The organism is Arthrobacter sp. GMC3 (assembly GCF_002929305.1).
GTDB lineage: Bacteria > Actinomycetota > Actinomycetes > Actinomycetales > Micrococcaceae > Specibacter.
The window spans coordinates 69189-85916 of sequence record NZ_PJIO01000014.1 but is presented as its reverse complement, the minus strand read 5'-3'; the positions used below and the strand labels follow the sequence as shown (position 1 = coordinate 85916).

The following is a 16728-nucleotide window of genomic DNA, read 5'->3' as shown; positions in this document are numbered from 1 at the left end:
AAGGAGGGGTTAGTGCCCCATCCCCAGTCCGCCGTCGACGGGTATGACAGCGCCGGAGATGTAGGCTGCTTCATCGCTTGCGACCCAGCGAACCACATTGGCTACTTCCTCAGCGGAGGCAAAGCGGCGGGCGGGAATACTGTCCAGGTACTGCTTCTGGGTTTCTTCGGGCAATTCCGCGGTCATATCGGTGCTGATGAAGCCTGGCGCCACCACGTTCGCGGTGATGCCACGTGAGCCCAGTTCGCGTGTCAGGGACCGGGCAATGCCCACCAGGCCGGCCTTGGACGCTGCGTAGTTGATCTGCCCGGGCGAGCCGTACAGACCCACCACGGAGGAGATCAGCACCACACGGCCCTTGCGCAGACGGATCATGCCTTTGGAGGCGCGCTTAATGACGCGGAAGGCTCCGGTGAGGTTCGTGTCAATGACGGAGGTGAAATCATCCTCGCTCATGCGCAGCAACAAGGTGTCCTTGGTGATGCCGGCGTTGGCTACGAGCACTTCTACGGGGCCATGGGCGGCTTCAATTTCGGTGAAAGCGGCGTCAATTGAGGCGGCGTCCGTGACGTCGGCCTTCACACCAAGAATGCCCTCAGGCAGTTCGGACGGGCTCCGGAACGTGACGGCCACTTTGTCGCCATTGGCGAGGAACGCCTTGGCAATGGCGAGGCCAATACCGCGGTTTCCTCCGGTGACCAGGACGCTGCGGCCCTGGGCGGGTGCGCTTACGGGTGCGCTCATGTAATCCTCCATATGTTGGTACTCGCTTTGAATCCTACGGTGAAAGGCGGCCCCGTACACACTTGCCCTTTTGGTTGTGTCTACCCAAAGTGAGAGAATAAATATGTCCCTTGGAGTGTGATGACAGACCATACAGCTACGCCGCCCACCGGTGCCGGCCGGCGGAAACCCTACCGCCGCGTTGCCGCCGTACCGCAGGTCCAGTCGGTCACCAATGCCGCAGAGGCACACAGCGATGAAATGCACTCGCGCATGGTCAAGTACGCCACCACCATGGGCATCAGGATGGTCTGCCTGGTTCTGATCTTTGTTTTTGATGGCTGGTTCAAGCTCATCCCCATCGCGGGCGCTGTCTTGTTGCCGTGGGTAGCCGTCGTCATTGCCAACGCCGGCGCGGACACCAACCACATCACCACCACGGATTTGCTTGATCAGGCACCTCTCTATGAGCTCCCCGAGGCATCGCCGGTTATGGACGACGACGCCGATGTCTCCAGTGTGATTCTCACCGGTGAATTCGTGATCGAGGACGACGCCCCCTTGGCGGGTGGCCCCGACGATGGCGAGGATGATCCAGTGCCGCCGCAGGGACAAAACAAGAGTGGGGATTATCAGCCTTGAACATCTTTGACATGCTTGACCCCGCCCAGGGGCCACAGCAGGCTCCCGTCGAGCACACATGCTCACGCAAGGGCTGCCGGGCCGCAGCAACTACCCAGCTCCTGTGGAACAATCCCAAGATTCATACGCCAGAACGACGCAAGATTTGGCTGGCCTGCGACGACCACGCCTCCTGGCTTGAAGACTATTTGCAAAGCCGTTCCTTATGGAAGGAAACTTTGCCGTTGACCCCCGAGGAATCTGCCTAAACCTATGAAGACTTACAAGTTCCTTTTCTCCAGCAAGTGGGCCGGTTACTTCGCCATGGCCCTGATCTTTGCCATCGCCTGCGTGGCACTGGGGAACTGGCAGATGAGCCGGCGCAACGACGTGGTGGCCAATATTGCCAAGATCACCGCAAACTACTCCGGAACTCCCGTTGATTACAACAGTGTGTCAGCGAATTTTGACCACCTTGACCCCGCCAAAGAATGGACACAGGTCACTCTCAAGGGCACCTATGTAACGGCGGACGAGCGCGTGGTGCGCAACCGGCCACTCAACGGCACCCCCGGCTATGAAGTACTTGTCCCGTTGAAATTGGAAAACGGTGACACCGTCATTGTCGACCGCGGCTGGCTGCCCATTGGCAACAAGGAGGCCGGGCACCCCGACGTCGTCCCGCAGCCCGAACCCGGGATCGTCAACGTGGTGGGCCGGCTCAAGCCCGCCGAGCCAAAGCTTGACCGGGGCGCCCCTGACGGCCAGTTGGCCTCCATTGAACTCAACGATTATGCGGCCCAGCTCAGCTACCCCATCAAGACCGGCGCTTATGCGCAGCTGGCCAGCGAGTCCCCCGCTGCGGCCACCAACCCCATCTCCTTCCCGGCGCCGTCGATCGATGAAGGCTCACACCTCAGCTACGCCATGCAGTGGATCTGCTTTGGCGTGCTGGCGTTCGTCGGCTTCGGTTACGCGGCCCGCATGCAGCGCCGCAGTGATGAATACGACGAGATGGAAGCCGCAGAATCCGGTGTTCCCGTTGAGGAGATCTACGGGCGCGGATCGGCGTTTCACCCGCGCCGGATCAAGAAGATTCGCAAGCCTGGCGCCAAACCCACGGCCGAAGAGGAAGAAGATGCCCTGCTGGACTCACAGGGCTACTAGGGCGCACCGGTTTGATCCACGGTGACTTACCAGCCATTATGAGATGATTCACATCTGATATTGGGGGGTAACAAAGTGGTGGAAGTGGTTCGGCATCGCAATATGGCCGTGTTCATCGATCTCGAGAATCTATTCGGCGGCTATGGGCGCAGCATTACCGGGGTACCGCTGTCAGCGATTGTGAAGACGGTCCAGGCAAAGGCCAATCTGCTGGGTCTTTCACGCGGAGCAGCCACCATCCGCGCCTACGCCAACTGGACCCATCCGGAGATGTCCACCTACCGCAAACAAATGGCGGCAGCCGGAATTGAGCCCGTGCAGGTGTGGACCTGCAGCACGCCGTCCAGTTCAGGGGGCTCCCGGCCGAAAAACGCCGCGGACATCCAACTGGTGGTTGACGCCTTGGCGGTGGCCGCCGATGCCCCCTGGATCGACGTTTTCGCCATCATCAGCGGCGATGGTGACTTCGTACCTCTCGTGCGCCGGCTGCAGTTGCTCGGCAAGGTGGTTCTGGGCGCCAGTGTGGTCAGGGAGAACGCGGGAATAGTCAGCACACAGGCACCGGTGGTCGCAACGCCACCCCCTCCCAAGCCCGTGCCGGACGTCAGCCAGAAGATCGTCGCCTGCGCGCGAACGCCGTCGAAAGCGGAATATGTCAGGGCTGCGGTCGCCTACACCCAGAAGTACCCGAACGCCCTGGTGGGAGGCGCCGTCGTCGGCAGTCATCTTGGTTCCCTCTTGAAGAAACGGTGGCCAACCACCAGCTATTCGACGTTCGGCTACAAAAGCTTTGGTTCCTTTGTTGAGGAGGCGTGCAACTTGCGCATGCACCGGCCAAACACCCCCAAGAAGACGCTGGTTCCCGCCGGCAGCAAGTAGCCCGCTGTGATTTGCGGCATAGAATGGTCTGCGTGAACATTGACCTTGAAGAAGAAACCGGTAACCCGGTGGTCGAAAACGTGCGCCAGGCTCTGCTTGCCGCGGGCCTGAGCGACACCGTGGTGGTGGTTGACGATTCGGTGGCCACGGCAGCCACTGCGGCGGCTGTCCTTGGCTGCGACGTGGGGGCCATTGCCAACAGCCTGATCTTTGAGTGTGGCGGTGAACCCCTGCTGATTCTGGCCAGCGGAGCCGCAAAGGTCGACGCCAAACTGGTTGCCCGGGAGCACGGTCTGCCCAAGATCAGCCGGGCAACGCCGGAGTTCGTGCTGGCGTACACCGGACAGCCCGTTGGCGGCGTGGCCCCCTTGGGGCACAAGGTACACATCAGGACATTTTTGGACACCGATCTCAAACAGTACCCGGTGCTCTGGGCAGGTGCCGGCAGCCACCAGGCCATGCTCTCACTCAGCTACCAGGAACTATTGGACGCCACTGGTGCAACAGAAACTGCCGTGCGCTAGATCAGCGCACGGCAGTTCAAAGGCGGGTTTGGCACGCTACGCCAGGGTGATGAGATCCAGGTAGTCAGGATTCCACAGGTCCTCGTCGCCGTCGGGCAGCAGAACTACGCGCTCGGGATCCAAGGCTTCCACGGCGCCCTCATCGTGACTGACCATGACAACGGCGCCGCTGTAATTCTTCAGGGCACCCAGGATCTCCGCACGGCTGGCAGGGTCAAGGTTGTTAGTGGGCTCATCCAGCAAAAGCACATTGGCCGATGAAGCCACGATGGTAGCCAACGCCAGACGCGTCTTTTCACCACCGGAGAGGACACCAGCGGGCTTGTTGACGTCGTCACCGGAGAACAGGAACGAGCCCAGGATCCCGCGGACCTCGGCGTCATTCATGTCACCGGCGGAGGAACGCATGTTCTCCAGGACCGTGCGGGTGACGTCCAAAGTGTCGTGTTCCTGGGCGTAGTAGCCCACCTTGAGTCCGTGACCGTGGATGATCTCACCCGTGTCAGGCTTTGCCACACCGGCAAGCATGCGAAGCAAGGTCGTCTTGCCTGCACCGTTGAGGCCCAGGATGACCACCTTGGAGCCGCGGTCAATGGCCAAACTGACATCGGTGAAGATTTCCAGCGAGCCGTAGGACTTGCTCAAACCTTCGGCCATCAGCGGGGTCTTGCCACACGGTGAGGGATCCGGGAAGCGCAAAGCGGCAACCTTGTCCTGCGCGCGAACGTCTTCCAGCCCGGCCAGCAGACGCTCAGCCCGCTTGGCCATGTTCTGCGCAGCAACAGCCTTGGTGGCCTTGGCGCGCATCTTGTTGGCCTGGTCCATCAGGACGCCAGCCTTCTTTTCCGCGTTGGCGCGTTCCCGGCGTCGGGCCCGCTCATCAGTTTCACGCTGGGCCAGGTATTTTTTCCAGCCCAGGTTGTACTGGTCAATAGTGGCGCGGTTGGCGTCAAGGTGGAACACCTTGTTCACGGTGGCTTCAAGGAGTTCGGTGTCGTGGCTGATCACGATCAACCCGCCCTGGTGGTTCTTGAGGAATTCGCGCAACCAGGCGATGGAATCGGCATCCAAGTGGTTGGTGGGCTCATCCAGGAGCATGGTCTGGGCGCCGGAGAACAAAATCCTGGCCAATTCCACACGGCGTCGCTGGCCACCGGAAAGGGTTTTTAGCGGCTGGTTCAGAATCCGCTCCGGCAGGGCCAGGTTGGAGGAGATCGCGGCAGCCTCGGCCTCAGCCGCGTAGCCACCGCCGGCCAGGAACTCGTTTTCCAAGCGGTCGTAGCGGCGCATGGCCTTATCGCGAATGGCGTTGTCATCGCTGGCCATGTCCACTTCGGCGGCCCGCAGCTTGGTGATGACCTTGTCCAGGTCGCGGGCGGCCAGAATCCTGTCGCGTGCCAGCTGTTCCATGTCAGGGGTGCGGGGATCCTGGGGCAGGTATCCGATCTCACCGCTGCTGGTGACCTTGCCACCTGCGGGCAGGCCTTCGCCAGCCAGGACACGGGTCAGCGTCGTCTTGCCGGCACCGTTACGACCCACCAGGCCGATCTTGTCACCCTTGTCGATCCGAAATGACACTTCGTCCATGAGCAATCGCGCCCCGGCGCGTAACTCAAGGTCTTGGACCGTAATCAACGTAGTAACCTTTCACATAAGTGGGTAAGTGCCGCGAAACGTCCGCATCCTTAGAAGGTGCCATCACGTTGAACAACCTATTCAGTCTAACGAGGTTCGCGCACAACAAAAATCCCTAGCACTTGAAAGTAGCGAGAATGAATCAAACATCACCCTCGGCGCAACCCGGGTCGCGGCCTGAGCAGCTCAAACTGGCACCGGACACGGCCCAAGGCCAGACCCCCTTGGCGCAGGAAACACCTGCGCTGAAGAAGAAGCGGAGCCGCCCCCGGTGGAGTGCTGGGGATCTGTCACTGATTGCGGTTTTCGCCGCGCTTCTTGCCGCCTCCATAGCCGTACCGGGGGTGAACGTCGGTCCCCTAGGTGTTGCCATCACCTTGCAGACCCTGGTGGTGAGCTTGTGCGGGCTGGTGCTGGGCTTTGGCCGCGGAACGGCGGCCGTATGCCTTTACATCCTGCTGGGGCTGGTGGGTCTTCCCATCTTCAGCGGCTTCCGTGCGGGGCCGGCCGTTCTGGCCAGCCCGTCGGCCGGTTACATCATCGGTTTTATCTTCGGCGTTGCCGTGGTGGGCCTGCTGGCACGCTGGGCGCTGCGTCGCCGCTTCAAGGCCGCAGCCCTCTTCGGCGCGGCACTTACCGGCATGGTGGTGATCCACGCCTTCGGCATTGCCGGATTCATACTCAAGGGCATGAGCCTCGGTGCAGCGATCACCGCTGATGTGATCTACCTGCCCGGAGACATCCTCAAAAACGTGATCGCCGTGGCGATCGCCCTGAGTCTGCATCGCGCCTTCCCCGACCTGCTGGTGCGACGCCGCAGGTGAACACCGCTCCAAGTAACTGCATAGTCCTGGAATCGGCCGGTGTCAGCATCGCCCCGGCCGATTCCGCAGCTGGCCCCGACAAGGTCATTTTGCGACCGCTGACGCTGACACTTGCCGAGCAGCGTATTGCCGTGATCGGCGCCAACGGGTCGGGGAAGTCCACACTCTTGCGTCTGTTGAACGGCCTAGTGCTGCCTTCCACCGGGACGATTCGGGTCAACGGCCAGGACACCCGGACCCACGGTGCGGCGGTGCGCCGGAGCGTGGGGTTTGTCTTCACCGACCCCCTATCCCAGCTGGTCATGCCTACCCCGGCCGAAGACGTTGAGCTTTCGCTGCGCCGGCTAAAACTTTCCAAGCAGGAACGGCGGGAACGGGCGGCGGACATTCTTGCCAGCTACGGGCTGGGCCATCTGGGCGACAGCAGCGTATATGAGTTGTCCGGCGGGGAACGCCAGCTGGTGGCCTTGGCTGCCGTGCTGGCCGTGGAACCGTCCATTCTGGTGCTGGATGAACCCTCCACGCTGCTCGATCTGCGCAATACCAAGAGACTGCGTGAGCGCCTCTCCACGCTGCCCCAGCAAATCATCATGACCACCCATGATTTGTCCCTGGCCGCCACCTTTGAACGTGTGCTGGTGATCGACGACGGCGGCATAGCCTACGACGGCCCGCCCGCCGAGGCTGTGGCCAGGTACCAGGCCCTGGTGGGCTGATGCGCGGCCATGCTCACCTGGTGGCCGGCTTTGTTCCCGGTACCTCGCCTTTTCACAAAATGCCTTTGTGGCGTAAAGCGGTGCTGTTGTTGGTGGTGGCCATTGTGGCACTTGCCTCGCCAGCGTTTTCCGAAGGCGCCGCGGCGCTCATCACCACCGTGATGTTGCTGCTAGTGGTGGTCTCTCACAGGGTGGCTGGCCTACCGTGGCGCCGCTTGTGGCGGGCAGTACGGATGATGGTCATCTTCCTGGTCCTCATTGGCGCGTACCAGTGGTGGAGTTTCGGGGCATTGGTGGCATGGCAGGTAGTGGCTGCCATAGTTGCCACCGTGCTGGCATCGAACATCCTGACGGCAACTACGCCGGTGGATGAGCTCTTGGACGGCTTGGCATCCATGGTGGCGCCGCTGGCGCGGTTCGGTGCGGACCCGGAGCGGTTTTCCCTCACGGTGGCTCTGATGCTTCGTAGCATTCCCTTTGTCATCGGTGCCTTCAGCGATGTTCGCGACGCGGCCTACGCACGAGGTTTGGAGCGCAACCTCCTGGCCCGCACTCTCCCAGTGGTCATAGCCACCGTGGGGTACGCTCGCGCCACTGGCGAAGCATTGGCCGCCCGCGGGCTTGGCGACCCCGAGATGGACGAGAACTAGTCAAACCACGCCGGATGCCTATCCCTTTGGCTAGGCACACAAGCGTCATGTCCTGACTCCGCCAAATCCGCCGGAATTATAGCAAATGCTTGGCTCGAATGTAAAAAGAGATGCGCAAAAACGGAGTGCCCATAGCAATAATTCGACACGATTTCCCATAACCGAACAACTCTCCTAGTCTTTTGGATGATGCCTGGACGACAAAATTGTCCTTGCGTGTACCACTGGGGGCTACAGGCCATGTTCAAAGGGACCATTGTGCGCAAATTACTCGCGCTTCTATCAACTTTTTCCATCGTCACCACCGGGCTTCTGGTTCCGGTGTCGGCCGCCAGTGCGGATACTCCGGGCATCACCGCCACCAAGAGCGCACCGGCTAGTGTTCTGGTGGGCAGCCCCCTGGACTACACGCTGGGTGCATCCAATCCCTCAGGGCCGGCTGCCAAACCCGAATACAACGTCTCTTTCCGGGATGTGCTCCCCGCAGGCGTGAAGTATGTCCCCGGGAGCACCACTCCCACATCGGCTGGCGAACCAACCGTGTTCACCGACCAGCCCACCCCCGGGCAGACCACGCTGGTGTGGCGTGACGTCTTTGACCTGCAAGTAGGCGACTCAAACTCCCTGTCCTTCAAAGCCACCCCGGACGTCGACGCGCACCCGGTGGGGGCAAACGTGGAGAATTCCGCCCAAGCATTTGCCAGCACGGCCCCGCGACAGGTGCCAAAGTTCGATGCCGCAGGCAAACCAACCACGGGGTTCACCTCACAAGCCGCCAGCAACACCACGAGCACCGCGATTTCCGCGCTGACCGTCGGCAAGTCCGAGCCCAGCCCGGAGGCCGAGCTCCTGCGCGGACTCCACAAGCACCCCACCGTCTACACGCTGCCCGTCACCAACAACGGCTCAAAGCCCACGAACGGTGTGGTGGTCAAGGACTACTTGCCAGCCAACCTGGAGTTCCTGGGCTGTGGAGCCGTGGATAACACCACCAGCGCTGGCACCAATGTTGGCAGTAGGGAAGAGTACCCCGGTTCGGGACTGCTCACTTCCACACCTGGACTTCAGACACCCGACTGCATTGTGCCGGCATCGGTGACCACCGTGCAGGACCCTGCTGGGTACCCGAAGGGTGTTTACACGGAAGTGGTCTGGAACCTCGGCACCCTAGCTCCGGGTCAAAGTGTCGAGATCAAGTACGCGGCGGGTGTACCGCTGCGCGAGAACGCTATGTTCACTACCCCGCCCGCTCCTAGCAGTGGGCTCCAGGGCTCCAACCTGGACAACAACACCGGCCCCCTGACCCGCCAAGATGGTCAAGGCATGGCTGCGACAAACTATGTAGCGGCGTTCGGTACCTACACCGGTCCTGTTGCCGACGGAACTAGCCCCGCCATTGTGGCCACAGCCGATCACACCGTAAAGATCCTTGACCTGCGCTTGCTTAAGCGCAGTAGCACCACACAATTTCTAGCGGGGACGGAGGCGTCCTTCACGCTCAGCCTGGAATCCGGTGAGTACACGGACAATTCCGCCATCACCATAACAGACACGATTCCCAACGGCATCTGCCCCCTGGGGGCGAAGAACTACGCAACGGACAACGCCCCGGACTGTGCACCCGACAACGGCGCGCTCCCAACGACGGCCTACGAGTCAGTGAAGCAGAATGCCGACGGTACCTTCACCGTGGTGTTCCAGACAGTGCCGAAACTTGACGCCAACGGCAAGTTCGAGATCACCTACCACGTGCGCCTGCGGGCCAACTACACCGACGGCTCTCTGGCTGGCACGCCGACGTCGTCCGGTGACAGCTTCACCAACACCGCCGTGCAAACGTCTACCTCAAACCCAACTCCCACCAACACGGTGGATGAGGGCCCGAAGAACATCACGGATCCCACGTCGGCCACCCTGACCACCTCGCAGGAAAGCCTCACCAAGGAGATCGCCAAGCGGGTCACGCCTATGGATTGCTCCGTGCAGGAAAACTATGTCGCTTCCACGACGCCGCTGCAAGACGAGCTTTCCTTTGTCAAGGGCGACAGGGTGTGTTTCCGCCTGACAATTGCCTTCTCCAAGGAACTTGAAACAAGAAATGCGGTCCTCACAGACTTCCTGCCGGAGAACCTTGCCTACGAAGTCGGGTCGGCCCAGGCTGGCTACACCAACAATGTTGTCGGTGCCGGCCTTGGCTCCTCGAAAAAGATTGAACCATCCATCGTCGACGGCGGACTGTCGTGGACCTTGGGCTCCGAGCAAAGCGATGGCACCCGAACCATGGAGACGGGCGCCATCTTCCAGGTGGTGTTCAGTGCCATCGTCAAGGGCCCGGCAGCAGGTCCAGCACCCGATAAGGCAGACAATCTGGCCAAGCTCCGGGTAACCAACAGCACCGGGGCCGCACGGTCGCTGCGAGCCCACGCCGGCTTCAAGGTGGACCCGGCCCCCGTTGCCATCACTAAGGGAGTGGCCTCCGTAAACGGAACCACCAACCCGGGCGGTGGCGACCATGTAGCCGTCAGGGAAGGCGACGCCGTACGGTTCCAAGTGAATGTCAGCAACACCTCCGGCCCCAAGGACCCAGATACCACGGGCACTGTGCCGCGGGAGGTCTCCAACGTCGACGTCTGGGACGTGCTGCCACTGCCGCTGCGCTGTGCAGACATTTCGAACATCAGCGACGGCGGGGTGTGCACCAACCCTGGGGACATGAATCAGCCCAGCTTCGCGGGCAGCGACACCAAGTCTGCCATCCGCTGGACGAGCGATGCTGTTCACATAGCGGCGGGCCAGCTTCACAGCTACGGCTACACAGTGAAGATTCCGGCGGGCACCGGGGTCAGCGAGGTTCTTCGCAACACCGCCGCCGTAAGATCCTACGAGGCAAGCACCAACTGGGACGGACCGGCAACGCCGAACTATCCCGGCAACAACATTGATACCACCGTCAAGCCCGAGGATCAGGACCCCAACCCGGTCACCGACGACTCTGATGTGTACCTCCCGACACCCTCTGTGGCCAAGGGCGTGGTCTCCGCGATCAAGGATGCTGGCAACACTGGTGCTGAGGCGGCACCGTCCCCTTCCACTCAGGTGGTTCCCGGAGAATCGGTCACGTACACCGTGACGGCAGTGCTGCCGGCCGGTGCCACGCTCTTCAAGGGCGCCTTCAAGGACACCGTGCCCAACGGTTTTATTTTCGATAGCGCTACGGCCGACTTCGCCGCGGACGGCTCGGTCCCCTCGCCCAGTTTCGGCGCCCTGCCCGCTGCCATGGAGTTCACACCCGGCACCACTTCGCAGGTGACCCTGGGTGACGTCTACGACAACACCGGTACCACGCCGCAGATTATCCGCATGACCATCACGGCACACGCGGACAAAAGCAACGCCGCCGTGGTGAACGGTGCAGCCATCATCAACACCGCCACGCTCAGCTCTGAGGCCGACCCGCGCACCGGATTCAAGCCCACGGATGTTTCCGCCAGCGCCACCACCCATGTGGTGGAACCTGTCGTCGACTTGCTCAAGAGCAACGACAAGTCCGCTGCACCGGAGGGAGTCACTGCTGGCACCACCGTGACTTATACCCTCACGGCGTCGAACGCCTCCGGAAAGCCCACCTTGCATGACGCCTGGGTGGTTGACTGCATACCGGCAGGCCTGACCTTTGGGGCCTTCGTTGGCCCCAGCAACGGTGCCACCGCCCCCGTGTCCGGAACGGATCCCGGCAACAACCCCAACTGCCCTGCTAACACCAAGCAACTCTCCTGGAACGTGGGCAATCTAGAAGGCGGACAAAAGGTAACACTGCAGTACACGGCCACTGTGGATTCAGCAGCCGCAGGCCAGATGGTCTACACGAACTACGCCACGATTGCCGGCAACAGCCTCGCCGGTGCGCGCGATACGCCCTCTGATCCTGGGAATGCTCTGGGCCGCGACTATGCAGACACCGCCAACAGTAGCGTGAAGGTTGCCGGCGCCACCTCTGTAAAGACGGTCGAGCCCGGTGTAGCCACCATTGGTCAAACGGTCACTTACACCGTCACCACCAAGCTGCCCGCCAACGTCAACTTCTACAACGCCACCATTGTGGACACCATCCCCGCGGGCCTTGATCTTTCAAGCGTGAGGCTGGTGGCCGGCTCCGTGAGCTGCACCAACCCCGATGCAAGCAGCTGTGCGCTCGGCGCCACAACGCAACTTCCTGTTCCTGAAAGCGATCCGAAGATTGCTTTCCTTCTGGGCGACTTGCTTTCCAATAGCCAAGTACGAACAATAGCGCTCAAGTACACGGCCAAGGTAGCCGACGTCGCCGTTGCCAAGGCTGGTGCAATCCTCAAGAACGGTGCACTCCCGGCCTGGGATGTGACGGCCAAAGCTGCCCCCGGCGACTCGGGAGCAAGCTTTGAGCAAAAGGGTGCTGAGGCCATTGCCGACTTGAGGATCGTGGAACCAAACGTTGGCATCGCCAAGAAAGTCAGCCAGACTAAACCACAACCCGGCGATGTATTCACCTACACCGTGACAGCCACCAACGCGCCGACAGCCTCCGCCGCCTACAATGTGGAGGTCAAGGACGTGGTTCCTGCCAACGTCATCGTTGATGCGTCCACGATCTCCGGAGGCGGCACCATTGCCCTTCGGAACCCAGTAACCGGCGGTGGTGGCACCATCACCTGGACCGTGAAGGGACCCGTGGCCGCGGGAGACATCCTCGGCGGCGCAACTGGATTCACGTACTCCGCGAAGCTGGCCCCCTCGGGCAGCCTCACCGCGGACCCGTTGACGAACAGCGCAACCGTTACCGGCTACGATTCGCTGCCCACAGACGGCCGGCACTACACCGGACCCACCGCGACGGCGACTGTAACCCCACTGTTCCCGAAGCTGACAGCAGCCAAGGCAACACCCAACGGCAACCTCGCCTACCTGGGCGAGCCGTTCCCTTGGAAAGTCACAGTGACCAATGACGCCGCGGCAGCAAAGGCCTACAAGGTAGGTGCCACTGATGTCTTGCCTGTCAACTGGAACTATGTGGCGGGCAGTGCCCGGGTCTCGGTCAACGGCGGCGTCGCCACCGCGGTGGAACCGGCAGTGACCACCGCCGGTGGCGTGCAGACCCTCAAATGGACGGAACTGGGCAGCCTGCCCGCCGGTACATCCCTGGTTATCAACTACACCGCTACACCCGGCGGCGCGGTCACCACAACACCCGGCGTGGGTATGAGTGTCAACCACACCAACACGGCCACGCCGCAGGGTGAGGATGCCACGGGCGCCACCGGATTCAAGGACACCTCCTACTCCGGTCCCACGGTCAACGCGAAGGCAAACATCGCCTCCGCCGACGTCGCTATTGCCAAAAAGGTAGGCGTGGCACCCATCGCCGGAAGCGGCGGCAGCTGGGTTCTGACAGTGTCAAACAACGGGCCGGACACTGCTACGGGCCCCTTTACCGTCACCGACGCCAGCCCACTGCCCGCGGGCATCGCCATCACTGGTGCCACAGGCCCCGGCTGGGCCTGCACCACCTCACCGGTGACGTGTGTGCGGAGCATTCCGGCAAACACACTGGCCAAGGGCGCCGTATTCCCCGACATCACTGTTAGCTACTCCGTAGCCGCCGACGTCGCCGACGCGACCGCCTACGCAAACACGGCGTCGGTCACGGCCCACAGCTATGACCCCAACAGTGGAAATAACACGGCCACTGCCACAACCACGGTGGCAGCACGAGCCGACCTTGGTGTGCAGAAGACCCTAATCGGGTCCTTGGTGGCCGGACAGAACGCCACCTATGCAATTGCCGTGACCAACCACGGCCCGTCGGTGTCCAGGGCAGGATTCTCCGTCAAGGACACACTGCCAGCCGGGACCACCTTCGTTTCGGCGGCAGGCACCGATTGGAGCTGTGCCAATCCTGTGGACGGTTCCGTGACGTGCACCTACGCCAAGGACCTGGCCCCGGGAGCTGTCGCGCCCCAGATCACGGTGGTTGTGGTGATTCCGTCCTCACAAACCGCAGCGGTGATCAACACCGCAACGGTCACTCCTGTTACTCCTGAACCAGTCGATGCGACGCACCCGAACACCGACACGGTCACCACCGTGCCTACAACGATTGCTGATTTGGGCATCTCCAAGGTCCTTGACAGCCCCCTAGTGGCCGGTGCCAACGCTAGCTACTCCATCAAGGTGGTCAACCACGGTCCGTCGAATGCCCGCACCGTCAAAGTGGTCGACACCCTGGACGCTGCACTCAGTTATGTCTCCTTCACCGGAACTGATTGGAGCTGCACCGCCGTCGGCCAAATCGTAAGCTGCGACTATGTGGCCAACACCGGCTCTTTCCCGGCAACCACACCCGTCACCGTCAGCACGCTGGTCCTGAAGGTCAAGGTATCCCAGAACCTCGGTGCACCCGTGTCGAACACGGCCACCGTGACCTCCACAACCACCGACAACGGTCCCACCCCGAACACCTCCACCGCTCCGGGTACGGTGACCGGCGTCGCCGATCTCTCCATCAGCAAAACCCACACCGGCACCGTCACCGCGGGCTCCCCTGTGAGCTACAACCTTGCAGTGCACAACGCCGGTCCCTCCAACTCCGCCGCCCCCACAACGGTGACGGACACGCTCCCCACTGGCATGAGCTACACCGGTGCCACGGGAACCGGCTGGGTCTGCGCTGCAGAGGGGCAGAGCGTCACGTGTACTCTCGCCGGAAATGTTCTGGCCGGAGCCGATGCCCCTGCCTTGACCATCACGGCCCTGGTGGCAGCGAACGTTGGACCGTCCACCCTCACCAACTCCGCCAATGTCACGGGTGGCACAGGGGTTAGCGATCCCAACATTGCCAACAACACCGCCACCGACCCCACCAACGTGACCGTTCAGTCCTCGATTGACCTGCGTAAGACACTGGATACCCCCGCACCTGTGGCAGCTGGCAGCAACGCCACATTCACGCTCCAGGCCACCAACAACGGCCCCAGCGATGCACGCGATGTGCGTGTCAGCGACACGCTGCCTACGTATCTGGATCTTGTTTCCGCCAGCGGAGACGGCTGGACGTGTTTGGCTGCCCTGCAAATCGTTTCGTGCCACCGTGATGTGCTCGCCGCCGCTGACGGAGGAGTCGCACCTCCCATCACGCTGGTGACCAAGGTGGACCCAAGCACGCCATTGCCGGCACCGGATGGCACGGCCACCATCATCAACTCCGCCACCATCTCCACCTCATCACCGTCCACCGGGCCGCAGGGACCGGTTACAGCGGAGGTTCCCGTGGTGGGCCGGGCGGATCTGGCCATCACCAAGACCGGTTCGGCGCAGAGCGTGGTGGCCGGTGATAGCTTCACCTGGACAATGCAAGTGAACAACAACGGCCCCAGCGACGCCGCCAAGGCTGTAGCCGTCACTGATGAGCTACCGAATTTCCAAACCTTCACCTCCTTCAAGGGTGATGGCTGGAACTGTGTGGCAGGGATCGCACCGGCGGATCCGGCCACCGGGCGCCAGACGGTCACCTGCAGCTACGACGCCCTGCTTGCGGGGGCCTCCGCCACACCACTGGAAATCACTGTCAAGGTGGACCCCGCAGCCACGAAGGGCACAGTGAGTAACTCGGCAGTGGTGGCTAGCCCCACGCCGGATCCACTGACCACGAACAATACGGCGACTGCACCTGTGACGGTTGATCGCGTGCAGGACTTTGCCATCACCAAGTCCCACACGGGCAACGGCACGGTTGGTAAGGACACGGCGTTCACGCTCAGCGTCCGCAACAACAGCCTGACAACGGCCACGAAGGTCCATGTCAGGGACCCCATGCCCCAGGGCTTGACGGCTGTCTCGGCAACCGGTGAAGGCTGGGTATGCGAAATCGTGGAGAATGCGGTGGACTGTGACCTGTCGGAGCCCTTGGCACCCAACGCAGAGGCTCCCGCCATTACGGTGACGGCCACCGTCCTGGCACAGGCCTACCCGTCGACCACGAACGTGGCCACCGTGTCCTCACTTGATCCGGAACTTCCCGGCTCCAAGGATGCCAGCGATATCCTCACCGTGGACCCCTCCGCACAGCTGTCCATCGTGAAATCCCACACCGGGGAGTTCCAAGTCGGTTCGGACGCTAGCTACACGCTGTCTGTGACGAACAATGGCCCCACACCGTCCCCCGGCCCCACAACTGTCACCGACGTGCTTCCGGCGTCGTTGCAGTTCGTCAAGGCTGCAGGTGAGGGCTGGAGCTGTACGACTACGGGCCAAACGGTCTCCTGCGACCGCGCCGGGGAACTGGCCATCGGGGATGCCGCTCCGATCACCTTGACCGTCAAGGTTCTCCCCGCAGCCTTCCCCAGTGTCGCCAACACGGCGACGGCCACCGGTCCCGGTTCAACGCCGGCTACCTCAACCGACACCGCCGCGGTCAATCCCTTGGTGGCCTGGTCACTGAGCAAGACGTTGGAGGACTACTCCAACTTCACGGCCCGCTACATCATCACGGCAACCAATAACGGTCCCAACCCCACGTCGACGGCGACCACCATCACCGACGTCCTGCCAGCCGGGCTGGAATTCATCTCGGCCACAGGGGATGGCAGCGTGTGCACCAACTCTGCTGGCACCATATCCTGCCTCCACACTGGAATTGTTGCCGCCGGTGGCCAGATTCAGGTCACCGTCACCACCAAGGTCACGGCTGCCCCGGGCACCACGGTGACAAATGTTGCCCAGGTTTCAGGTGGCATGGCGGGATCTAGCAACACGGGCACCACTGCCCCGACACCGGACGATGCTAAATCCACGGCAACCTTTACGGCCACGGTAAGCGGGGGCCTGGCGAGCACGGGTGCTACGGTCTTCCCGCTGATGTTCGGTGGAGCCGGGCTGATGCTCCTAGGTCTGGTGCTGGCGTTGAACGGACGACGACGACGACGCCAGCTGCAGCAGTAGCGTGCAGCGGCAGTTCTAA

At 62.0% G+C, this 16728-nt stretch carries 11 protein-coding genes; 9 read left to right on the top strand and 2 right to left on the bottom strand.

From position 1 onward, the window contains the following. Positions 1–9: 9 nt before the first annotated feature. The gene (locus CXQ94_RS18230) at positions 10–744 is read right to left on the bottom strand and encodes a beta-ketoacyl-ACP reductase (RefSeq protein ID WP_104092012.1); all 735 of its coding nucleotides are present in this window, start codon (positions 742–744) and stop codon (positions 10–12) included. Positions 745–864: 120 nt separating this feature from the next. Between CXQ94_RS18230 and CXQ94_RS18225 the strand changes: the two genes are divergently transcribed. The 5 genes from CXQ94_RS18225 (at position 865) to CXQ94_RS18205 (ending at position 3914) form a co-directional block, all read left to right on the top strand. After that, complete coding sequence (locus CXQ94_RS18225; protein WP_104092011.1) at positions 865–1365, top strand: DUF3099 domain-containing protein; 501 nt, start codon at positions 865–867, stop codon at positions 1363–1365. 11 nt (positions 1366–1376) lie between these two features. Beyond that, a complete protein-coding gene (locus CXQ94_RS18220) occupies positions 1377–1613 on the top strand; it encodes a hypothetical protein (protein WP_181034300.1) in 237 nt (78 codons plus the stop codon). A gap of 4 nt (positions 1614–1617) precedes the next feature. Then, positions 1618–2511: an SURF1 family protein gene (locus CXQ94_RS18215; protein ID WP_104092009.1), complete on the top strand. Its 894-nt coding sequence runs from the start codon at positions 1618–1620 to the stop codon at positions 2509–2511. An 84-nt stretch (positions 2512–2595) separates the two neighbouring features. Then, entirely contained in the window at positions 2596–3390 is a 795-nt protein-coding gene (locus CXQ94_RS18210; protein ID WP_146070350.1) for an NYN domain-containing protein, read from the top strand. 32 nt (positions 3391–3422) lie between these two features. Then, complete coding sequence (locus CXQ94_RS18205) at positions 3423–3914, top strand: YbaK/EbsC family protein (protein WP_258067209.1); 492 nt, start codon at positions 3423–3425, stop codon at positions 3912–3914. A gap of 36 nt (positions 3915–3950) precedes the next feature. On the opposite strand, the gene CXQ94_RS18200 is transcribed toward CXQ94_RS18205, so the two are convergent. Further along, the gene (locus tag CXQ94_RS18200) at positions 3951–5549 is read right to left on the bottom strand and encodes an ABC-F family ATP-binding cassette domain-containing protein (protein ID WP_104092006.1); all 1599 of its coding nucleotides are present in this window, start codon (positions 5547–5549) and stop codon (positions 3951–3953) included. A 137-nt stretch (positions 5550–5686) separates the two neighbouring features. Between CXQ94_RS18200 and CXQ94_RS18195 the strand changes: the two genes are divergently transcribed. From CXQ94_RS18195 to CXQ94_RS18180, 4 genes are all read left to right on the top strand, one after another. Then, positions 5687–6373: a biotin transporter BioY gene (locus CXQ94_RS18195; RefSeq protein WP_104092005.1), complete on the top strand. Its 687-nt coding sequence runs from the start codon at positions 5687–5689 to the stop codon at positions 6371–6373. A gap of 47 nt (positions 6374–6420) precedes the next feature. Then, positions 6421–7089, top strand: a complete 669-nt coding sequence (locus CXQ94_RS18190) for an energy-coupling factor ABC transporter ATP-binding protein (RefSeq protein WP_258067219.1) — start codon at positions 6421–6423, stop codon at positions 7087–7089. Continuing rightward, a complete protein-coding gene (locus CXQ94_RS18185; protein WP_104092004.1) occupies positions 7089–7739 on the top strand; it encodes an energy-coupling factor transporter transmembrane protein EcfT in 651 nt (216 codons plus the stop codon). Before CXQ94_RS18190 ends, CXQ94_RS18185 begins: the two co-directional genes overlap by 1 nt. A 258-nt stretch (positions 7740–7997) precedes the next feature. Beyond that, on the top strand, positions 7998–16709 hold the full coding sequence (locus CXQ94_RS18180) for an isopeptide-forming domain-containing fimbrial protein (protein ID WP_181034295.1): 8712 nt from the start codon (positions 7998–8000) through the stop codon (positions 16707–16709). The last annotated feature ends 19 nt before the right edge of the window (positions 16710–16728 follow it).